The 21,832-nt window shown below is 57.1% G+C and carries 18 protein-coding genes and 1 tRNA gene; 14 read left to right on the forward strand and 5 right to left on the reverse strand.

Translation table 11 applies throughout. The features are described from left to right. The first annotated feature begins 7 nt into the window (after window positions 1-7). The 9 genes from ACJ8QF_RS17570 to fis all read left to right on the forward strand — a co-directional run bounded on the left by ACJ8QF_RS17570 (window position 8) and on the right by fis (window position 9,184). Window positions 8-961 (forward strand): lactate/malate family dehydrogenase, encoded by a 954-nt coding sequence (locus tag ACJ8QF_RS17570; protein ID WP_015379200.1) that lies wholly within the window; start codon window positions 8-10, stop codon window positions 959-961. Continuing rightward, window positions 961-3,192, forward strand: a complete 2,232-nt coding sequence (locus tag ACJ8QF_RS17575) for a hypothetical protein (protein WP_442537727.1) — start codon at window positions 961-963, stop codon at window positions 3,190-3,192. The genes ACJ8QF_RS17570 and ACJ8QF_RS17575 overlap by 1 nt, the downstream gene beginning before the upstream one ends. Before the next feature lie 47 nt (window positions 3,193-3,239). Further along, the gene (locus tag ACJ8QF_RS17580) at window positions 3,240-4,445 is read left to right on the forward strand and encodes an MDR family MFS transporter (protein ID WP_004936868.1); all 1,206 of its coding nucleotides are present in this window, start codon (window positions 3,240-3,242) and stop codon (window positions 4,443-4,445) included. 196 nt (window positions 4,446-4,641) lie between these two features. Further along, window positions 4,642-4,718, forward strand: a tRNA-OTHER gene (locus ACJ8QF_RS17585). 219 nt (window positions 4,719-4,937) lie between these two features. After that, on the forward strand, window positions 4,938-5,180 hold the full coding sequence (locus tag ACJ8QF_RS17590) for a YhdT family protein (RefSeq protein ID WP_004936865.1): 243 nt from the start codon (window positions 4,938-4,940) through the stop codon (window positions 5,178-5,180). Next, complete coding sequence (gene panF / locus ACJ8QF_RS17595) at window positions 5,170-6,615, forward strand: sodium/pantothenate symporter (protein WP_004936863.1); 1,446 nt, start codon at window positions 5,170-5,172, stop codon at window positions 6,613-6,615. Before ACJ8QF_RS17590 ends, panF begins: the two co-directional genes overlap by 11 nt. Window positions 6,616-6,626: 11 nt before the next feature. Next, entirely contained in the window at window positions 6,627-7,508 is an 882-nt protein-coding gene (prmA, locus tag ACJ8QF_RS17600) for a 50S ribosomal protein L11 methyltransferase (protein WP_004936861.1), read from the forward strand. 393 nt (window positions 7,509-7,901) lie between these two features. Further along, window positions 7,902-8,906, forward strand: coding sequence for a tRNA dihydrouridine synthase DusB (gene dusB, locus ACJ8QF_RS17605; RefSeq protein ID WP_004936856.1), 1,005 nt, complete (start codon window positions 7,902-7,904; stop codon window positions 8,904-8,906). Then, window positions 8,888-9,184: a DNA-binding transcriptional regulator Fis gene (gene fis, locus ACJ8QF_RS17610; RefSeq protein ID WP_000462905.1), complete on the forward strand. Its 297-nt coding sequence runs from the start codon at window positions 8,888-8,890 to the stop codon at window positions 9,182-9,184. Before dusB ends, fis begins: the two co-directional genes overlap by 19 nt. A gap of 74 nt (window positions 9,185-9,258) precedes the next feature. Here fis and ACJ8QF_RS17615 read toward each other — a convergent pair whose 3' ends face one another. Together ACJ8QF_RS17615 and ACJ8QF_RS17620 are read right to left on the reverse strand one after the other, a co-directional pair. Continuing rightward, the gene (locus tag ACJ8QF_RS17615) at window positions 9,259-9,489 is read right to left on the reverse strand and encodes a hypothetical protein (RefSeq protein ID WP_131165448.1); all 231 of its coding nucleotides are present in this window, start codon (window positions 9,487-9,489) and stop codon (window positions 9,259-9,261) included. A 145-nt stretch (window positions 9,490-9,634) separates the two neighbouring features. Next, on the reverse strand, window positions 9,635-9,976 hold the full coding sequence (locus ACJ8QF_RS17620) for a hypothetical protein (RefSeq protein ID WP_004936850.1): 342 nt from the start codon (window positions 9,974-9,976) through the stop codon (window positions 9,635-9,637). 247 nt (window positions 9,977-10,223) lie between these two features. On the opposite strand from ACJ8QF_RS17620, the gene lpxO reads away from it, so the two are divergent. From lpxO to ACJ8QF_RS17640, 4 genes are all read left to right on the forward strand, one after another. Then, complete coding sequence (gene lpxO, locus ACJ8QF_RS17625; protein ID WP_004936848.1) at window positions 10,224-11,129, forward strand: lipid A hydroxylase LpxO; 906 nt, start codon at window positions 10,224-10,226, stop codon at window positions 11,127-11,129. Between the two features lie 299 nt (window positions 11,130-11,428). Then, window positions 11,429-12,349: a kdo(2)-lipid IV(A) palmitoleoyltransferase gene (lpxP, locus tag ACJ8QF_RS17630; RefSeq protein WP_442537728.1), complete on the forward strand. Its 921-nt coding sequence runs from the start codon at window positions 11,429-11,431 to the stop codon at window positions 12,347-12,349. A 115-nt stretch (window positions 12,350-12,464) separates the two neighbouring features. Continuing rightward, on the forward strand, window positions 12,465-13,160 hold the full coding sequence (locus ACJ8QF_RS17635) for a CTP synthase C-terminal region-related (seleno)protein (protein ID WP_021505130.1): 696 nt from the start codon (window positions 12,465-12,467) through the stop codon (window positions 13,158-13,160). Between the two features lie 702 nt (window positions 13,161-13,862). Beyond that, window positions 13,863-17,801, forward strand: coding sequence for a non-ribosomal peptide synthetase (locus ACJ8QF_RS17640; protein WP_442537729.1), 3,939 nt, complete (start codon window positions 13,863-13,865; stop codon window positions 17,799-17,801). Between the two features lie 41 nt (window positions 17,802-17,842). Here ACJ8QF_RS17640 and ACJ8QF_RS17645 read toward each other — a convergent pair whose 3' ends face one another. Beyond that, a complete protein-coding gene (locus tag ACJ8QF_RS17645; RefSeq protein WP_049189117.1) occupies window positions 17,843-18,532 on the reverse strand; it encodes an LrgB family protein in 690 nt (229 codons plus the stop codon). Further along, window positions 18,525-18,947, reverse strand: a complete 423-nt coding sequence (locus ACJ8QF_RS17650) for a CidA/LrgA family protein (protein ID WP_004936830.1) — start codon at window positions 18,945-18,947, stop codon at window positions 18,525-18,527. The genes ACJ8QF_RS17645 and ACJ8QF_RS17650 overlap by 8 nt, the downstream gene beginning before the upstream one ends. Before the next feature lie 140 nt (window positions 18,948-19,087). Between ACJ8QF_RS17650 and ACJ8QF_RS17655 the strand changes: the two genes are divergently transcribed. After that, window positions 19,088-19,975, forward strand: coding sequence for a LysR family transcriptional regulator (locus tag ACJ8QF_RS17655; protein WP_004936826.1), 888 nt, complete (start codon window positions 19,088-19,090; stop codon window positions 19,973-19,975). 73 nt (window positions 19,976-20,048) lie between these two features. Here the strand turns inward: ACJ8QF_RS17655 and ACJ8QF_RS17660 are convergent, their stop codons facing one another. Next, complete coding sequence (locus tag ACJ8QF_RS17660; RefSeq protein ID WP_004936822.1) at window positions 20,049-21,698, reverse strand: Na+/H+ antiporter; 1,650 nt, start codon at window positions 21,696-21,698, stop codon at window positions 20,049-20,051. Window positions 21,699-21,832: the final 134 nt, after the last annotated feature.

Raw genomic sequence — 21,832 nt, forward strand, 5'->3', positions numbered from 1 at the left:
AGCGGTCATGAAAATTGTTTTATTGGGATTCGGCGGCATTGGGCAAGAGACGCTAAACGCGCTGTTAAGTACGACCGAGCGACGTGGCAGCGTCAATGAAGTCGTGATCATCTGCCGAAATACCGAAAAGTATTCAGCCGTTTGCGAAGATATTCTTGATGGCCTGCTGGCGGAAGCGCTCTTCTCACGCCATAACCGAACGTCTTTACCCAAGATTGTTGTGACGGATGACTACCGCCACATCGACGGGGCTGACGTGATCCTCTGTTGCTATGGCGTGCCTTCAACCTTTCCGATGCATGACCGCCAGGCGTTGCTGGACGATCACGTACGGCTCAGCGAGGCCATTTTTAGCCGAGCCAAACCCTTCATTGCTCCCGGCTGTCACATCATCAATGCGGTCAATCCGGTGGATAGCATCAGCTATTACATCGATAAAATCCTGCTCGACTCTCGCTGCCGGGTGATAGGCATCGGCGCCGCGCACAACACCGCCAGGCTGCTGAAAAGCATCTGCCGCATTTCCGGGATCGACATGCAGCGCATCGACGCGCGTAGCCTGACAGTCTGCGGCGAGCACGGCGCCGGGTTGGTGCCCTTGCTCAGCCAGGTAACAACCGACGAGGGACCGCTGAACCAGCTACTTTCGGCGCAGGCGCTGGCGCAAATCGTCACCGACACCCGCAATCAAGGGTTGGACATATTTCACAAAATGCGGCGCCCTCCTAAATATGGCCCGGCCGCCTCCATTCTTATCTTGCTTGAGCGCATCATCCAACGGGACGAAACCCCCTGCTGCGGTTCGGTCTGGCTGCCGGAACTGGGCGTGTTCATGTCCTGGCCGCTGGCTCTGCGCGACGGCGTCTTTACGCCGCTGTCGCTGATGCCCAATCAGGATGAGCAACAACAAATCCACCAGGCGGCGCTCAAGTTAAAAAACATCATCCAAGGTTTTAGCTGATGACGACCGATCAAACCAGACAGATTTTCCGCGATCTCTACATGCCGTTACGCCCTGAGTATCGTTTTCTTTCGCCACTGTACGGGGTGCTGTGGTGCAACAACGAACTCGCGGAAAAGTATTACCGTTTTCTTGGCGCCGAACACCCGATCGGCCAGGTGGCGCGCGCGTTGTTCTACCGTACTGACCTGGTCGAGTTTGACGTAAGCAAAGAGGTGAAGAATCCGTTCACCTGGTTTTCCCCCTCTACCCTTGCACGGCTGGTGGCTTTCATGAGCAGCCCGCGTTTCACCGACAATGATATCGCCTCGTTATATCAGCATGTACGAGATGAAACGGACTTTCACGCTGCCATTGAGCAGCAACATCGGCTTTCTGTGCAAATACGCCGGCTTTGCGACAGCGTACTGCAACAGTTCGAGGACACAAAAGCGCAGATCGCAGCCGCAGAACGCGAAGCGCTCTCCCTCGGCGCCCATTTGAAAGCGCAAGAAAAAGCGCTGAATCAGATCCTGCAACAGGCGGAAAACACCGTTAAAGCGCAGCAGGCGCCGATCCAACAATGTCGAGCCGCGATCGCCGCGCTCAAAGCCGGCAAAAAAACGCTGGGCAAGAGCGCTGCTGAGAATAAAGAGGCGCAGCTGCTGGCGCTCAATGCCGAAATCACCGAGCTGGAAGCACGCCTGAATGCGGCGCAGCAAGAAGCTGTGCATCAAGCCGGCCTGTTCCCAGCCTGGCAAAACGCGCAGGCCGCCGTCGAACATGCCCGCCAGCAAAAAGATGAAGCCACCTTGCGCGCCAGCATGCTGCCGGAAAATTTTACCGAAAGCACCGTCGCACGGCTGCAAACCGAGGGATTCAGCGCTGACTTCATTGCATTGCATCTGCCTTTCAACAAGTATCACCGCTATCTGCCGCGACGTGTGCAGGATTACGTCGGTATCCACTGTGCCGATCGCGACAGCTTGCTGGCCGAGTTGCACAATTTATGTCGTTTACTGATCGCGGCCAGCCGCACCGCCGAGCACGACAGGGAGGTGTTTCATTTGCTCAACGCGGCGCTGTGGCTGAAATGCAAGGGTAACTTCGGCAAATTGACCGCCTACATGCAGCAACTGCGGGAACTGAGCGGGGAGCTGTTCGGCGAAACGGCGACGGGCGAGACGCACTTCCCCGATCGCTGCCATGACTATTACGATCGCGAAGTGTACGGCCGCTATTTTCCGCCGCTGTGCATCACCAAAACCTGCCGCCCCGCGCCGGATTCTGACGTCTCGTTCTCAGATTGCGGGGAGAGTTCGCTGCGCAACTTCATCAATGTCCTGGTGAAAAACCAAGCAAGCGCGCAGCTTGACGCCGGAATACTCAAACGCAGCGGTCTGGCTGTCGATCCGCGCGTCATCGCGTTCTATGAAAAAAACCCTCGTTTGGAAACGATCAGAAGCCAGGAAGTACATAACCAGTGGGCTGAAATTGCCTCATCACTCAATGCGCGCGACAACCGAATCAAATACCTGACGCCAGGTAAAGACGCCTATTGCGAGTTGGCCGCCGGCGGCAACAACATGCAGCATATGCTGCAAGCGCTATTGGGCGAAGCTGATATCACCACCATTTGCCGCCGAATCGCCTCCTCTTCCGGCATCGATATTCGTTGCGATCTCAGCGACTTCCACCCGGAACGGCACGATCTGGAAGACTTCACCAACGTTGTTCGCCTTGAATTCGAAGGCAAATATGTCTTTCACTGGTATTTCCTCAAACAGCATTTCCGCTGCGCTTCGGCAGATCTGTTCAACGAAGAGGAAAATTATGTACGCCAGGCACTCGCCATGCTGAATGACGAGATGAAACAGGGCCGTCTGAATCGCGACCAGTTCCGCGCACTGCTCAGTTTCCATCTGAAAGAGAAGCCCGTGGCGCAAGTCAAAATGATATTCGACAGCCTTGGCGCTACCCTCGTCGGAGATGAAATGACGTTCTTGATGTTGGGTAAATTGAACTCCGTCGATTCCATGTTCGAATACTGCATGAACGTTCTGGCGATTCCAACGCTAGCGCATAGCGCGCCAGTCTCGGCGACTGTCGCCGCGATTATTCAAGGCATCAGCCCGCATCCGGTTATCTTCGATCAGCGGAAAAATCTCATCGCGAGAATTAGAGAAGCCGGAGTGACGCCGTTACTCACTCTGGCTAACCGATGGGAAAAGGAAAGTTTGGAAAAGGTGTAATACACTCGGTTCAACAGACGACGAGCAACATTTAAGGAGAAACCGCCTTGAGGTCAACATTCATCCCTTATTTCCCAAAAGAAATATGGGTTATCTTTATCGGGACGTTTTTGACGCGCGCCTGCTTTTTCATGATTTGGCCATTCATTACCATTCTCATGAGAAATAACTACGCGATGACTCCGGTGGAAATCGGCGTCATGATGAGCGTATCACTTATCGTGTCTATTTCTTTCGGCTATCTCTTCGGTGGCGCATCAGACAAATATGGCCGTCGCACGTTGATTATTCTCGGTGCAATTGCCGCTATTATTTCATTTAGCGTACTTGCGTTGGCCAACTCACCGGCGTGGTATTTTGTCGGTATTTTACTCAATGGCATTTCGCGCTCATTGATCGAACCCGCCAGCAAAGCGGTGATCGGCGATATTCTCCATGACAGGCAAGAGCGAGAACGCGCGTTGAACATCCGCTACTTCCTGATGAACGTGGGCGCAGCCGTAGGCCCATTAGTGGGTGTCGCTCTCGGGCTGACGGCGCAGAAGGCCACCTTCTTCGTCACCGCATTGTCGTTCCTTTGCTATTTACTGCTGGTGCTCGCGGTATTCAAAGCGGGGCACGGTAAAGAAACGCGCAACGCCACCTTCTCGTTCATTGGCTCTTTGCGGATTATCTGGAACGATCAGGCGTTCAAGGTGTTGGTAGTCGCCAACATTTTGGTGATGCTGGTCTACGGGCAGATCGATGTGACGCTGCCGCAATACCTCATGATCAGCCAGGTGTATAACCCCGAATACCTGCTCAGCGTGCTGATATTCATCAATGCAGCCACGGTGATAACGCTGCAGTATTTCACCGAGCGCTTTACCCGCCGCATGTCATTGGCACTGAAAACCAGTCTGGGCGTGTTCTTTCTCGCGCTTTCACAAATTGTCTTCCTGCTGGTTTCCAGTGAAAGCTGGCTGCTGTGGTTGGTCGCCATGTTCCTGCTCAGCCTCGGCGAAGTCATCCTGTTCCCTACGCTCAATATACAAATTGATCGTATGGCGCCGGCTAACCTAAAAGGGGCTTACTTCGGTGCCGCCACGTTTTACGAATTTGGCCTGGCGCTCGCCCCTTTTGTCGGCGGTTTGCTGTTAAAACAAGGTGGCGGTGGCGCCCTGTATGCCGTGATGTTCTTTTTATGCATCGGCGTCATCGTTCTTTATACTATTTCGGAAAGAATATCTGAGAAAAGAACGATAACCGCGTGACATTGTTAACCCGCTAATTAACGCCGTCCTTGTTTAAACGTATTAACGGGGCGGCTTTATCGTGATATTAATCACAGTAAATAAATAGCGAAGGATATGCAGGTCATTATTTAATCGAACGATTTATTTAATGCTAAAAAATAAAAGAAATCTATTTACATGAATGATTAGGAGATGTTATAAATTTGTTTATTGCAGGCGTGTAGCTCAGTGGTAGAGCGCTGTGTCATACTTCACAGAGGTCACCTGGTTCGATTCCGGTTGCGCCAACCAATATAAAACCAATTCTTTTCCCATTCTCTTTAATTATTTTCTCATCGAAATAAACCGGTAAAAATTTATATATTTACCCCCCTCTTTTCTTTCCATCGCTCCGTTGCGTTCACCGGAAAGGTGAATAATTTATTAGCCAAACGCCGCACATTCCGTACAATCCTGTTCCTTCATCTGTTCTTGTCACAAGCCATCATCGTAAACCTATGGGGGACACTGATGGACAAACGCTTTATTCAGGCGCACCGCGAAGCGCGCTGGGCGCTGGGGCTGACGCTGCTCTACCTGCTGGCCTGGGGGCTGGCGGCCTACTTGCCGGACAGCGCCATCGGCGTCACCGGCCTGCCGCACTGGTTCGAAATGGCCTGCCTGCTGGTGCCGCTGCTGTTCATCGGCCTGTGCTGGCTGATGGTGCGCACAGTGTTCCGCGACATTTCGCTGGAGGACCGCGATGCAAACTGAAGTGATCCTGCCGCTGGTCGCCTACCTGTTGCTGGTGTTCGGCCTGTCGGTGTACGCCTATCGGCGCCGCCAGAACGGAAACTTTCTCAGCGAATATTTCCTCGGCAACCGCTCGATGGGCGGCTTTGTGCTGGCGATGACCCTGACCGCCACCTACATCAGCGCCAGTTCGTTTATCGGTGGGCCGGGCGCCGCCTACAAATACGGCCTGGGCTGGGTGCTGCTGGCGATGATCCAACTGCCGGCGGTGTGGCTGTCGCTCGGCGTGCTGGGCAAGAAATTCGCCATCCTGGCGCGGCGCTACAACGCCATTACTCTCAATGACATGCTGTATGGCCGCTACCAAAGCCGCCTGCTGGTGTGGCTGGCCAGTCTCAGCCTGCTGGTGGCGTTCCTCGGCGCCATGACGGTGCAGTTCATCGGCGGCGCACGCCTGCTGGAGACCGCCGCCGGCATTCCTTACGACACCGGCCTGTTGATCTTCGGCATCAGCATCGCGCTGTACACCGCCTTCGGCGGCTTCCGCGCCAGCGTGCTGAACGACGCCATGCAGGGGCTGGTGATGCTGCTCGGCACCGTGCTGCTGCTGGTGGCAGTGATCCATGCCGCCGGCGGACTGGACAGCGCAGTGAGCAAACTGCAGCAGATCGATCCGGCGCTGGTGTCGCCGCAGGGCGGCGATCAGATCCTCAGCCTGCCGTTTATGGCGTCATTCTGGATCCTGGTGTGCTTCGGGGTGATCGGCCTGCCGCACACCGCCGTGCGCTGCATCTCCTACAAGGACAGCAAGGCGGTGCATCGCGGCATTCTGCTCGGCACCGTGGTGGTGGCGGTGCTGATGTTCGGCATGCACCTGGCCGGCGCGCTCGGCCGCGCGGTGTTGCCGGATCTCAAGATCCCCGATCAGGTGATCCCGACGCTGATGATCACCGTTCTGCCGCCGTACGCCGCCGGGATCTTTTTGGCGGCGCCGATGGCGGCGATCATGTCGACCATCAACGCCCAGCTGCTGCAATCCTCCGCCACCATCATCAAGGATCTCTACCTTGGCGTGCGTCCGCAGCAGATCCACAACGAGCGGCTGATCAAGCGCTTCTCCAGCCTGACCACGCTGATCCTCGGCCTGCTGGTGCTGCTGGCGGCCTGGCGCCCGCCGGAGATGATCATCTGGCTCAACCTGCTGGCTTTCGGCGGGCTGGAGGCGGTCTTCCTGTGGCCGCTGGTGCTGGGCCTGTATTGGGAACGCGCCAATGCTCAGGGAGCGCTTAGCTCAATGGTGTCGGGTGCGGTATGCTATACGCTATTGGCCAGCTTCAACCTGCAACCGGCGGGGCTGCATCCTATCGTGCCTTCGCTGTTGCTCAGCCTGTTGGCGTTTTATCTCGGTAACGTCGTCGGCGAAAAGCGCCGGGCGGCGTCATCATTACCCTCTTGAAGAGAATTGCTATGCCTTGGATCCAACTCAAACTGAACACCACCGGCAGCCAGGCGGAAGACCTGAGCGACGCGCTGGTGGAAAGCGGCGCCGTGTCGGTGACCTTCCAGGACACCCACGACAACCCGGTGTTCGAGCCGCTGCCGGGTGAAACCCTGCTGTGGGGCGATACCGATGTGATCGGCCTGTACGACGCGGAAACCGATATGACCGACGTGGTGGCGATGCTGGAACAGCACCCGCTGCTGGGCGCCGGATTCCGCCACAAGATAGAGCAGCTGGAAGACAAGGACTGGGAGCGCGAATGGATGGACAACTTCCACCCGATGCGCTTCGGCGAGCGCTTGTGGATCTGCCCGAGCTGGCGTGACGTGCCGGATCCCGACGCGGTCAACGTGATGCTCGATCCGGGCCTGGCGTTCGGCACCGGTACCCACCCGACCACCGCGCTGTGCCTGCAGTGGCTGGACGGCCTCGATCTGGCCGGCAAAACCGTCATCGATTTCGGCTGCGGTTCCGGCATCCTGGCGATCGCCGCGCTGAAGCTGGGTGCGGCACGCGCTATCGGCATCGACATCGATCCCCAGGCCATTCAGGCCAGCCGCGACAACGCGCAGCGTAACGGCGTCTCAGAGCGTCTGGAGCTGTATCTGCCGAAAGACCAGCCGGCGGACCTGCTGGCGGACGTGGTGGTCGCCAACATCCTCGCCGGCCCGCTGCGCGAACTGGCGCCGCTGATCGGTTGCCTGCCGAAGGCCGGCGGTCATTTGGGGCTGTCCGGCGTGCTGGCCAGCCAGGCGAGCAGCGTTGCACAAGCCTACGAAGAGAAGTTCACGCTCGATCCGGTCGCCGAGCGTGAAGAGTGGTGCCGCATCACCGGCCGCCGTAAGTAAGCGTCACGGTATATTGCTCCCTCATCCACCGGCCCCGCGCCGGTGGATTTTTTTTGTCCGGCGATCGACCCACGGGCAAGACAAAATTTTATGCAATTTTTTGCCTTTCAACGATGGATCGCCCTGACAATGCGCCTTCCAGGCAGGTTATCCCGGCAAAAATAGCGGGCGAATGCAGATAATATCCTGCGCAAAGGCGAATATTTTACCGCACACAAAATAAGCACTTTTCGTCAACTCATTGTAAAATATATACAATATTTTTATGAATCACTGCGCAGCGCATTTTTTGCCCTAATAGCGAGCCAATTGGTTAAAGTTTGGCCTTTCATCTCGGCGCAAAAATGCGTAATATACGCGCCCTTGCGGACACAGTATGGTCACTCTTTGTCTATGCGCATTGGACACCACCAGCTTACTAATTGCCTGATTGCGGCCCCGATGGCCGGTATTACAGATCGCCCGTTCAGAACCCTCTGTCATGCAATGGGTGCTGGGATGGCTGTATCCGAAATGCTCTCCTCCAACCCGGAGGTGTGGCGGACGGATAAGTCGCGTCTGCGTATGGTGCATAGCGATGAACCAGGGATCCGCTCCGTGCAGATTGCCGGATGCGATCCTGATGATATGGCCGCCGCCGCGCGTATCAACGTGGCCAGCGGCGCGCAGATCATCGACATCAATATGGGATGCCCGGCCAAAAAAGTGAACCGGAAGCTTGCCGGGTCCGCCTTGTTGCAGTACCCGGATCTGGTAAAACGGATCCTCCACGCGGTGGTTGACGCGGTGGATGTGCCGGTAACGCTGAAGATTCGCACCGGCTGGGCGCCGGAGCACCGTAACTGTGTAGAGATTGCCCAACTGGCCGAAGACTGTGGTATTCAGGCCCTGACGATTCACGGCCGAACCCGCGCCTGTCTGTTTAACGGCGACGCGGAATACGACAGCATTCGGGCAGTTAAGCAGAGTGTTTCCATTCCGATTATCGCGAATGGGGATATTACTGACCCGCATAAAGCCAGAGCAGTGCTCGACTACACCGGGGCCGATGCCCTGATGATAGGCCGCGCTGCTCAGGGGAGACCCTGGATCTTCCGGGAAATCCAGCATTATCTGGACACTGGGGAGTTGCTGCCGCCGCTGCCGCTTGGCGAGGTGAAGCGCTTGTTGATTGGGCACATTCGGGAATTGCACGGCTTCTATGGCCAAGGCAAGGGATTCCGGATTGCTCGTAAGCACGTGTCCTGGTATCTCCAGGAACACGCTCCGAATGACCAGTTTCGGCGCACATTCAACGCCATAGAGGATGCCAGCGAACAGCTGGAGGCGTTGGAGGCATATTTCGAAAATCTTAGCGTAAAAAAAGAGCTGACAGAACTATGTTCGAACAACGCGTAAATTCTGACGTACTGACCGTTTCTACCGTTAACTCACAAGATCAGGTGACTCAAAAGCCTCTGCGTGACTCGGTTAAACAAGCACTGAAGAACTATTTTGCTCAACTGAATGGTCAAGACGTAAATGACCTGTATGAGCTGGTACTGGCTGAAGTTGAACAGCCACTGTTGGACATGGTGATGCAATACACCCGTGGCAACCAGACCCGCGCAGCCCTGATGATGGGCATCAACCGCGGCACGCTGCGCAAGAAGCTGAAAAAATACGGCATGAACTGATACTAGTCAGTTAACGTGTTGAAAAGGCGCTTTATCTCATTTGATAAGCGCCTTTTTCTTTTTCTGACTTGTGCCTACATGGGCGAGGATTTGCGCGGAATGCGCTTATCGATATATCCGGCAAAGAAATAGCAAATACCCGCCACGCCCGCGATCATCACGTAGCGCTTCCACCCGTCCAAATCCACGCCCAGGCTATCCAGCCCGCTCAACACCACAAACACCAGCAGGCCCAAGATAACCGATGCTCTGCCTGTCCAGGCTGGTGGGGGTGTCAATAAACGCCTTATCCAGTGGGATTTCATAGCGCTTCCTTCTTGCTTACGATTGAGTCGCCAATCGATGAAGAATACTCTCACGTTTTAATCGGGGCGACAAAGCGGGGCATCGGCTCTGGATTGCAGGCAATAAAAAAGGCCGCAGCGCGGCCCTTGGGGTAAAGCGGAGACCTTACTCGGTCACTTTGTTCTTGAGGCTTTCCGCCCCTTGCTTGGTCTTGTCCCAAGCCTTCTCCGAGCCCTGTTTGGTGGAGTGCCAGGCCTTTTGCGAACCTTCGCTCACTTTGCTGCCGACGCTGTCGCTCTTGCCTTCGGCGGCATGCTTGGCTTTCAGCTTCAGCTCTTCACCCTTGTCCTGAGACTGGTGCAGCTTTTCTTTGGCGGTATCCGCCCCTTTGTGCGCCTCGGCGACAACTTCGTTGCTGGCGTGAGCGGCGGTGTCGGTCGCGGTTTCAGCAGCGAACACCGGGGAAGCGAGCAGCAGTGCAGACAAGGCAATGATTGATTTTTTCATAAGTCCCTCTTTTCTCAGATACGTGCCATTCGTCATGAAACAAGATGGCATGAAACGCCCCTTGAACGATTTAAGAATAGGACTAAAACAAAAAAATCGATATAAAATTTTATTACAAACAGTTTTATTGATTTTTTATGCCAACAAGCAGCACACGCAGGGAAAGCGCACGAAAAAGTTAAATTTTTCCTGTCATAAAACTATAATTTGTACGAATTTTTAACAAGCTCCAACAGGGATGGATTCTATGGTTGCCGCGATCATTATCGGCATTTTTATCATCAGCTTCCTCTACGCACACTCCCGCGGCAAAGAGAAACAAAAGCTTACCCGTCAGCTGTTCGATCACTCCACGTTTATGGGGCCGATCAACATGTTTATGACCGGTTTCTCGCGTTTGCCCGCCAAACAGCCCTATTTCGACGAAAAAGGCTTCCCGGAGCTGCAAACGCTGACCGACAACTGGCAGGTGATCCGCGAGGAAGCCGTGCGTTTGCAGGATCACATCAAAAAGGCGCAGTCGCACAACGACGCCGGCTTCAACACCTTCTTCAAACGCGGCTGGAAACGTTTCTATCTGAAATGGTACAGCGACAGCCACCCTTCGGCGCAAACGCTGTGCCCGAAAACCGTCGAGCTGCTCAACCGCATCCCATCGGTCAAGGCGGCGATGTTCGCCGAGCTGCCGCCCGGCAGCCATTTGGGTAAACACCGCGATCCTTACGCCGGCTCGGTGCGCTACCACCTGGGGCTGATGACGCCTAACGACGATCGCTGCTTCATCGAAGTGGACGGCGAGCAGCACAGCTGGCGCGACGGCCAAGCGGTGATCTTCGACGAAACCTACGTGCACTGGGCGCAAAACGCCACCGACCAGACGCGCATCATTCTGTTTTGCGACGTCGAGCGGCCAATGAAATGGCGCTGGGCGCAGGCGGTCAACCACTGGGTCGGCGCTACGCTGATGTCGGCGGCCAGTTCGCCGAACGACGATCAGGACCGCACCGGCGGCATCAACCGCATCTTCAAATACGTCAACGCGGTGCGCGACGCCGGCCAGCGCCTGAAGGCGCGTAATCGCCGCGGTTACTACCTGCTGAAATGGCTGGTGATCGCCGCCATTTTCGCCGCCATCATCCTCCCCAGCCTGTAAACCGTCGCCAATCGTCAATCCAGAGGCAATGCGAATGAGAATATTCGCATGCCTCTCTTCCTCTGAACCCCGTACCCTGTGTTAACATACGCATTCCTAGAGCCGCCTCCGCTGGCCAACAGCTATCCCTCCGAAGCCTGATAGCAGCGCAAACCGCCCTTCGAATGTAAATGTTTAGTCAATTATGGAATTCTGACTAAACCCTGGCCGTCCCCGGGTGTCTGAGTCGTTGTATCGCTATCGAGTGGATCCTTTATGCGCTACAGGTTGCTACCCCCCTAACGCATAAACGAGCTGCTATGAAACGCCAAAAGAGATTTCAACTTTCCTTGCTGCACCCGCGCTACTGGCTGACCTGGTTCGGTCTGGCCCTGTTGTTCCTGCTGGTGCAACTCCCCTACCCGCTGCTTAACCGCCTTGGCGTATGGATGGGGCGCACCTCGATGCGCTTTCTTAAGCGTCGCGTCGCCATCACCTGTCGCAACCTAGAACTGTGCTTCCCCGAGATGGACGAAGCGCAGCGCGAGCGTAAAGTAGTGGGCAACTTTGAGTCCCTCGGCATGGGCCTGCTGGAAACCGGCATGGCCTGGTTCTGGTCGGATAAACGCGTTAAGCGCTGGTTTAACGTCTCCGGCATCAACCACCTCAAAATGGCGCAGCGTGACGACCGCGGCGTGCTGGTGATCGGCGTGCACTTTATGTCGCTTGAGCTGGGCGGCCGGGCAATGGGCCTGTGCCAACCGATGATGGCGATGTATCGCCCGCACAACAACAAGGCGATGGAGTGGGCGCAAACCAAGGGCCGCATGCGCTCCAACAAGGCGATGATTGATCGCAAGGATCTGCGCGGCATGGTGCACGCACTCAAGCGCGGTGAGGCGGTCTGGTTCGCGCCGGATCAAGATTACGGCCCGCGCGGCAGCGTATTCGCGCCGCTGTTCGCCGTCGATCAGGCCGCCACCACCAGCGGTACCTTCATGCTGGCGCGCATGGCCAACCCGGCGCTGGTGCCGGTGGTGCTGATCCGCCGTGAAGGCGGCCGCGGCTACGACCTGCTGATCCAGCCGGCTCTGGAAGACTACCCGCTCAGCGACGAACAGGCGGCGGCGGCTTATATGAACAAAGTGATCGAAAAAGAGATCATGCGGGCGCCGGAGCAATATCTGTGGCTGCATCGCCGCTTCAAAACCCGGCCGGTCGGCGCGCCGTCGCTGTACTGAGCCCCGTTTTCCAGCCCGGCCGACGCCGGGCTTTTTTGTGCGCCGCGTTTAAAAAATCTGCGGCTCAACATGTCGCTTTCCTGTAATCTCCTTCTTTACCCGCACAGGAAAGGAAATGATGAAAGCTCAAGTCCGCATTGCTCTGGTCGGTGATTACAACCCGCAAGCCGTGGCCCATCAGGCCATCCCCGTGGCGCTCCAGCTCACCGCCGCCCATCTCGACATCGACGTGCAGCCCCAGTGGCTACCGACCGAAACCCTGACCTCCCCCGATGTCCTGCAAGATTTCGATGCCATCTGGGTGGTGCCAGGCAGCCCATATTGTCACGACGACGGCGCCTTTATGGCGATCAGGCATGCGCGGGAAAACGACGTGCCGTTCCTCGGTTCCTGCGGCGGCTTTCAGTACGCCATCATCGAGTACGCCCGCAACGTGATGGGCTGGCACGACGCCGGCCATGCGGAAACCGACAGCGGTGGCCGGTTGGTGATCGCCCCGCTGAGCTGCTCGCTGGTGGAAAAAACCGGCGACATCGTTTTTCAGCCTGACACCCGTGTCGCGCAGGCCTACGGCAGCCTGAACACCCATGAAGGCTACCACTGCAACTTTGGCGTGGCTCCGGACTTCGTCGCCGACCTTGAGCGCTTCCCGCTGATTATCAGCGGCCACGATGCCGAAGGCGACGTGCGCGCCATCGAACTGCCGGAGCGGCGTTTTTACGTCGCCACGCTGTTCCAATCAGAACGCGCTGCACTGCGCGGCGAGCTTTCGCCGCTGGTGGTGGAACTCGTCAAAGCCGCCGTCTGCTAACCTGCTACCTCCCCGTAGGATCGAGCCGCAGCGAGACAGGGTTCTCGTTGCGCCTTTCATTTCGGGTATCACTCGGCATCAACGTTTCACATTTATTATCTCATTAAAGTTAATCCATTAATTGCCCAATAACGGATCATTCATCGCAGTTTAATTGAAACGTCATACTCCTATGAAAGTTAACAGCAGAATTACGAATAAAGAAATGCATGAAATCACAATAAGCTTTACTTCTTATTATTCATTATTATTTCTTTTATAATAATACAACATAAGAGATTCTTTATAATTTTTTATGATTCAGCCTGTTATCTCTTGCAGAGAAGCAACCGAACTTGCCCGCTGAGATACCACTCCGTTATCGCTTACGAACCGCCTCAGCTCCGCCCCTTTTTGCCAAAAATAAAAAATCACAAATAAAACAATAAATTACATGATTGCACTTACTAATATCACGCATAAAAGCCAGTCAATCGTGATTAACACGCCACAAAAGCAATGGCAAAAAAACCAGTTTGAAAATAAATAAAATATAAATCATTAACACTAAAATCATTTAATTTATTATAATCAAATAAAATCATTAAAAATATTTAATGTGAAAACAGGCCAACTTAATAATCACCTTTTATAATGTTCGAGTGCTTGGCTGCGACTCACTTTATTTAATTCGATTCATTCCTTATTTGTGGAGGTGGTTCCGTGTCCGCTTATTCCCTGACGACCGTGCAACAAGCCGTATGGCTAGACCAATCTTTAAACCCCGATATCCCCTTATATAACGTTGGGTGTTTATGGCGCGTAGAGCGCGAGATTTCGCTACCGCTTTTTCAAGAAGCCATACGGCAAATCCAGCAACAACATGATGCGTTGCAAACCACGCTGAAAGAAACGCCGCAAGGCATTACCCAGGAAACCTGCGACCGGGCCTATATCGACCTGCATTACCACGATTTTTCGCAGAGACAAGATGCCATCAGCCTGGCAGAAACACACCTTCGTTCTCAATTCCTGCAGCCTTATTCACTGTATGACAGCCTGCTTTGGCGCTGCCACCTGGCCAAAGTCAGCGGATCCAGCACACTATGGCTGCTTGCTTCCCATCACCTGATTGCGGACGGCACCTCAATTTCCCTGCTGAGCAAAATGATCATGGAGCGCTATAAACAATTAAAAGCAGGGATAAAAAACGAAGCCCCCCACTCGCGTTACCAAGACTTCGTCATCAGCGATCGCACCTATCAGCAGTCTCCACGCTACGAGCGCGATCGTGATTTCTGGTTGAAGCGTTTCATCGACGCGCCCCCCTCCATGCTGGAACGCCGCCAAAATCACTGTGAGCAACAAACCTACCCCAGCCATCAGATAATCAAGCGGTTGCCACGCGAGCGTTTCCTACAGTTGGAACAATACGCCGCCGCGCAGGGCGGTTCTGCAATGCATTTTTTTAGCGCTTTGCTGGCCACCTGGTTCGCCCGGATTTGGCAAACCGATCAATTCACGCTGGGCGTGCCGGTACATAACCGCAGTACCGCCGAACATAAGCAAACATTGGGCATGTTTTCCTCGATGATCCCACTGCGCATCACGGTCGATTCACAGCAATCCTTCGGCCACTTACTGCGGCAAATCGGCAGCGAGCTGCGCCAGTGTTATCGTCACCAGCGTTTTCCCATTGCCGAACTCAACCGCCAGTTGAACCTGCATCAGCAGGAGCGGCGCCAACTGTTCGACATCAGCTTTTCTCTGGAGGTTTTTCCGACCGACATCGAACTGGAAGGCAGCCAGTTCAAGGTGGAAAACCTGCACCACGGTCAGGAACAGCTGCCCCTCGGCGTCTACCTGCGCCATTACCATCCGGGCGACGACCCGCTGTTGGAGTTCAACTTCAATCAGGCCTGGTTCAGTCAGGAAGACGGTGAGCGCATCGCCGCCCGCATACTGCACCTGCTGAACACGCTACTGGACGGCGATCCGGCGCTGCCGCTGGGGCAGTTACCGCTGCTGTTGCCGCAGGAAAGACAGCAAATCTTCCATCAATGGAATGAAACCCGACAAACATGGGCTGACATGCCGCAAGGCGTACATCAATTCCTGGAACGGCAGGCCGCACTGACGCCAGAAGCGCCGGCGCTGTGCTACGGGGACCACGAGATCAGTTATCAACAGCTGAATCAGCGGGCGAATCGATTGGCTGCCTTTCTCAGGCTGCAGGGATTACAGCCTGACGATCGCATCGCGGTATGCGTCAACCGCAGCCCGGATATGGTGATTGCCCTGTACGCCATCCTGAAGGCGGGCGCCGCCTATGTACCGCTCGATCCCGACTATCCGCAAGACCGCCTGCGCCACATGCTGCAAGATTGCGGCGCCAGATTCGTTCTGATCGACGATGGCGGCGAACACGCGCTGCACCCGCTGCGCGATATCGCCGTGCCGCGATTGCATCTTCAGCGTGAGAGCCATCTGTGGCGGCAAGCGCCGGATGGCAACCCGCCGCCGCTGGCCGCCGATCCACAGCGCAGCCTGGCTTATGTGATTTACACCTCCGGCTCGACGGGGAAACCCAAAGGGGTGATGAACGAACACCGCGGGGTGATCAACCGACTCCTGTGGATGCAAAAGGCTTATACACTGACGCCGGATGATGTCGTGCTGCAGAAAACGCCGTTCAGCTTCGACGTCTCTGTCTGGGAGTTTTTCTGGCCGATGATGGTCGGCGCCCGGCTGGCCATCGCCAAACCGGGCGGTCACCAGGAACCGGATTATCTCAGCGCCTGCATCGCACAACATGGCGTCACCACACTGCATTTCGTCCCCTCTATGCTGCAACTGTTTCTGCGCCACGGCGATATGGCGCAGTGCGCCTCCCTGAAACGCATCGTGTGCAGCGGCGAGGCGTTGCCGCTCGCTACGGTACAACGTTGCCTGCAGCAGTTGCCGCAGGCGGAACTGCACAATCTCTACGGCCCGACGGAAGCCGCCGTAGACGTTTCCAGCTGGCAATGCCTGCCCGATGATCCTCGCCCACTGGTACCGATCGGTAAACCGATCGCCAATACCCAGCTCCATATTCTGGATGACCAACTGCAACCGTTACCGCCTGGCATCGCCGGCGAATTGCATATCGGTGGTATTCAGGTTGCCCGTGGTTATCTGAACCGCGCGGCGCTGAGCGCCGAGCGATTTATCGCCGATCCTTTCAGCGCCGAGCCGCAGGCTCGCCTGTATAAAACCGGCGATCTGGCCCGCTGGCTGCCGGATGGCAACATTGAGTATCTAGGCAGAAACGATTTCCAGGTCAAAATCCACGGCCTGCGCATTGAATTAGGCGAGATCGAGCAACAGCTCAGACAGTGTTCAGGGGTTGAAGACGCCGCCATTCTGGCACGGGAAGACGAAAGCGGCGGCAAGCGCCTGGTCGCCTATGTCATCGCCCCAGAGCAAACGGCAGACGCCGCCGAATGGCGTCGGCAATTGCAGCAACACCTGCCGGACTTTATGGTGCCGTCCTGTTTTATCCGGCTGGATGCTTTTCCGCTGTCGCCCAACGGCAAGCTGGATCGCAAAGCGTTACCGGCACCGGCCAACATGCAGGAAACCGCTGCTTATGAAGCCCCGCAAGGCGAGCAGGAACAGCAGTTGGCCGAACTGTGGAGCGAACTGCTGGGCACAACGCGCATTGGCCGCGACGATGATTTCTTCGCGCTGGGCGGCCATTCGCTGCACGCCATTCAACTGCTGGTTAAACTGAAGCGACACGGGCATTCGTTAGGCATTAAGACGCTGTTTGCTCACTCGACGCTGCGCGGCCAGGCCCGTATTCTCACCGACGGCGTGCCCGCAACGGCTCCAGCCACCTCCGAACCCCTGCAGCAGCTGTTGACGCGTCTGAATCAGGCCAGCTTTACCTTTAAACAGGTAGAGCGCCTGAACCACGCCATCAGCCCCGACAGCGTTTGGATGGTCCATCCTGCCGTCACCGGTTGCGATGTTTATCGCGATCTGGCGAACTACTTAGAGAAAGATTTCAATGTGTTAGGCATCAACAATTACAACCTGTTCCAACAGCCGCACATCACTTCGCTACGCGAGCTGGCGGCGTATTATCTCGGCCATATGCGGCTGTCGCCGGCGCGCCCCGTCCGTCTGTTGGGTTGGTCGCTAGGGGGCCTGATCGCGCTGGAGATGGCCGCTCAACTGGAAAGCCAGGGCTATCGCGATATCCAACTGTTCCTGCTTGATACCTTCTACCGAACCCCATTCCAGATCCGCAGCGAGCCGGGCATGCTGGCGGCGATGCTGGCCATGTTGGGTATTGACGGCGAGGCCGCCGACCGGGCCTTAAAGGCAGAGCCGACGGAGCTGGCATTGGCGAAACAAACGCTCAGCGCACCGTTGCAACATGCACGCATCACGCTGTTCAAGGCGACCGAAGATGCAAATCTGAATATCACCGGCCTGGGCGATGAGCGGGAACTGCTGGCGATTGCCGACAATGGCCTGTCGGCAATCGGTCAACATCTGCAGGTGCATCCGTTGCCCTGCAATCATCACTCCATTATCTTCAGCCACGAGGAGATAGGACGCGCCTTGCGACAGTCATCGCGCACGCCGGCGATGCTAGGCAACCTTCCTTGACGCTCTACGGTCTGCGGCGCAGTTCGCCGCAGACCGCCTCCTTACCACATCAGCCGGCCGATCAGTGGCGCGGCCACCACCGTGATAATGCCGGCCAACATCATCACCAGGCTCGACACTACGCCCTCCTGCGGCCCCAGTTCATAGGCGCGGGCGGTGCCGGCGCCATGCGACGAGGCGCCAAATCCGGCCCCTTTCGCCAGGCGGCTGCGTACAGCCAGCCGCAAAAACAGAATGTCGCCCACCGCCATGCCGAACACCCCGGTGATCACCACGAACAACGCCACCAGGTCCGGTTGGCCCCCCATCTGCTTGGCGGCCTCCAGCGCGAACGGCGTGGTGATCGACCGCACCGCCAGGCTGCGCTGCACCTCTTCCGGCAGCGTCAGCAGGCGCGCCAGCCACACCGAGCTGTACACCGCCACCAGCACTGCGGTCATTACCCCGGCGGTCAGCGACAGCCAGTGGCGACGGATGATATGCAGGTTCTCGTACACCGGCACCGCGAAGGCGATGGTCGCCGGCCCCAGCAGCCACAGCAGCCAGTGGGTTTCACCGATGTAGTCCTGATAGGAGATGTGGGTGACCACCAGCAGCAACACCAGAATCATCGGCGTCAGCACCAGCGGCATCAGCAGCAACGTGCGGCGGCGGCGATAGAGTTTCTTGTTGGCGAAATAGAGCGCCAGCGTCGCCAGAAAACAGGCCAGGCTAAGGATGAAATCATTCATGGCGCTGCTTCCGCCGCTGCAGCCAAATCTCCAGCCGATACACCCTGTCCACCACCAGCCCGGTGGCGCCCAGCGTCAGCATGGTGCTGACCGCGATCACCAGAAAGATCTTCCAGCCCTCGACCATCAGCAGCTGGGCATAGTTGACCACCGCCACCACCGCCGGCACGAAAAACAGCAGCATTTCCGCCAGCAGCCAGCGGGAGCCGGCCTTGACCCAACTCAGCGGCAGAATGCGCAGCAGGATCAGCGCCAGCAGCATCAGCATGCCGACGATATTGGCGGGGAGCGGCAGGTGGAATTGTTGCACCAGACGATCGGCGATCAGGAACAGCGCCGCATACAACGCCACCTGGATCGGCACCTGCAAACGGGTCAGCAGGGAGGGGGCAACGCGGCGTAACGCCAGAGACATGAAAGATGACCTCAAACAATAAATTGACGGCCTACAGTATACGCAGCCGGGAAACCACGCCTGAAATGAATTAAAATTATCGACATCATGCCGTCCGGGAATAGTTTCCCGCCGGTAGCGTCCCCAAGGAGAGCCCTAACGTGGATGTCCGCACCCTGCGCTACTTCGTTGAAGTGGTGCGCCAGCAAAGCTTCACCCGCGCGGCGGAAAAACTGTTCGTCACCCAGCCCACCATCAGCAAAATGCTGCGGCATCTGGAGGAAGAGCTGGAATGCACGCTGCTGATCCGCGAAGGCCGCAAGCTGCGCCTGACCGACAGCGGCCAGGCGGTGTACCAGCGCGGCCTGACGATCCTCGACGAGTTCCGCCAGTTGGAGGCGGAGCTGGAAGACATCAGCTCGGTGAAAAAGGGCGTGCTGCGGCTGGGCATTCCGCCGATGGTCGGCAGGCAGATCGCCGATCTGATCCGCCGCTTTCGCCAGACCTACCCCGGCATCGAATTGAAGATTTCCGAGCTGGGCGGGCTGTCGGTCGAACAGGCGGTGATGTCCGGCGAACTGGATCTGGCGATGACGGTGCTGCCCTTCGATTCGGCGCAGCCGCTGACCTTTCTGCCGCTGCTGGGCCATCCGATGTGCGTGGTGGCGCCGCGCACGCCGCAGTGGCTCAACCGCACCAGCATCAATATCGCCGAATTGGCCGACAGCCCGATCCTGATTTATAACGAAGACTTTGCGCTGTACAAGATGCTGATGAAGGCGTTTCGCCTGGCCGGCTTTGAACCGCAAATCGCGGTGCGCAGCGGCCAATGGGACTTTCTCGCCTCGATGGTGCAGGCCGGCGTGGGCATCGCCATGCTGCCGGAGCCGGTTTGTCGCTGGCTGGACAAGGAAAACCTGGTCTGGCTGCCGCTGGAGCCGCGCATGGAGTGGAAAATCGGCCTGATCTGGCGCCAGGGCAGCTACCTGTCGCACAGCGCGCAGGCCTGGATCGCCTGCTGCCGCGACTACTGGCCGCCGCTCAAGTAACCAAAAAAAGGGCCGCACAGGCGGCCCTTCAGGACAGAAATAAAGAGGAAAACGTTTATTCCTCTTCTGAGATTTACCCTTCGCGTTCGATCAGCAGCGCTTCGAGCAGGTCGAGATCGTGCAGCAGTTTTTGCAGCGTCTCGTTGCTGATTTTCTGCGTGGCGCGCAGGTGATACAGCTCGCCGCGCTCGGCGCGCAGCGCCGTCAGGCGGAAACGCCGCTCGAGGTTTTCCATCGCCAGCGCATTCTCGATATCGTCTTTCGACGCGATGCGCCGCCGCAGCATGCCCGTCACCCGCGAGCTGACCTCTTTCAACACCTGCGGATCGAGGTTTTCTTCGGTATCGGCAACCAGGCGCTCTTCCATTTTGTTCACGCTCTCAATCGCCACTTCGGCCGCCATGGCGATCGCCATGCGCTCTTCCTGCTTGCTGGCGCTCTTGTCGGTGACCTGCACGCCGCGCAGCAGCAGCGGCAACGCCAGCACGCCGACGATCAACGACAGCAGGATCACCCCGGCGGCGATAAACACCAGCTGATAGCGCGCCGGGAAGGCGGTGCCGTCGCTCAGCAACAGCGGTATCGACAGCACACCGGCCAGGGTAATCGCCCCGCGCACCCCGGCGAACGACGCCACCCACAGCTCACGCGTGCTGTAATCGCCGAACTGCAGCGGACGCTTTTTCATAAAGCGGTTGCTGGCCTTCTTCATCACCCACAGCCAGGTGAAACGCAGCACCAACAGCGCGGCGTAGATGGTGGCCACGTCGGCGAACAGGTACCAGGTCTGGATGGTCGGATCCAGCTCCGCCTGCAGGATGGAGGTTTCAAGAATGCCCGGCAGCTGCAGGCCCAACATGATGAACACCATGCCGTTGAACACGAATTCCAGCATCGCCCAGACGCTGTTGGCGCGCAGGCGCATCGCCAGCGGCGCGTTGCGGATCACGCCGGACTGGCTGATGGTCATCCCCGCCGCCACCGCCGCCAGGATGCCGGAAACGCCGATATGTTCGGCGATCAGGTAGGACGCGAACGGCAGCAGCAGCAGGAACACGATCTGGGTCGCCGGATCGTCGCCGCTCCAGCGGCTCATCACCCGCAGCGATTTACTGTAGGTCCAGGTGACCGCCACGCCGGCCAGCAGGCCGCCGATCGCCACTTTGAGGAATTCAAGGGTCGCGCCGCCCACGGTGAACACCATGGTGCCCATCGCCACCGCGATGGCGAACTTGAGCGACACCAGGCCGGAGGCGTCGTTCATCAGCGCCTCGCCCTCGAGCACGCCCATGATCGGCTTGGGGATCCGCCCTTTGCCGACGATGCCGGACAGCGCCACGGCATCCGTCGGCGACAGCACCGCCGCCAGAGCGAAGGCCGCCACCAGCGGAATGCCCGGCACCATGGCGTAGATCAGATAACCGACGCCGACCACGGTGATCAGCACCAGCACCAGCGCCAGGCCGAGAATTTCACGCCCGTGATGCAGGAATTCGCGCGTCGGCGTTTTCCAGCCGTCGGCAAACAGCAGCGGCGGGATGAACAGCACCAGGAACAGTTCGGGATCAAAATCGACGTGCAGCCCGAAATGCGGCCAGGCCAGCAGGGCGCCGATGGCGATTTGCATCAGCGGCAGCGGCACCTGGAACGGCAACATGCGCGTCACCACCCCGGACAGGGAGACCACCAGGATCAAAATGAGGATTGTAAAAAAGATTTCCATGCTTTCCTTAGACTCTACGATTCAGACGACATCGGCTCAGGGCCTGCGTTGGTCACGATAGTAGATCACTTTTTTTACAGCCGTTAAAGCTTGTTGTGCCTTTCAAAACGCGGTGCAGAGCAGAAGAAGACTTA

Origin of the sequence: Serratia sp. CY81684 (assembly GCF_052166595.1) — a bacterium.
Taxonomy (GTDB): Bacteria; Pseudomonadota; Gammaproteobacteria; order Enterobacterales; family Enterobacteriaceae; genus Serratia; species Serratia nematodiphila.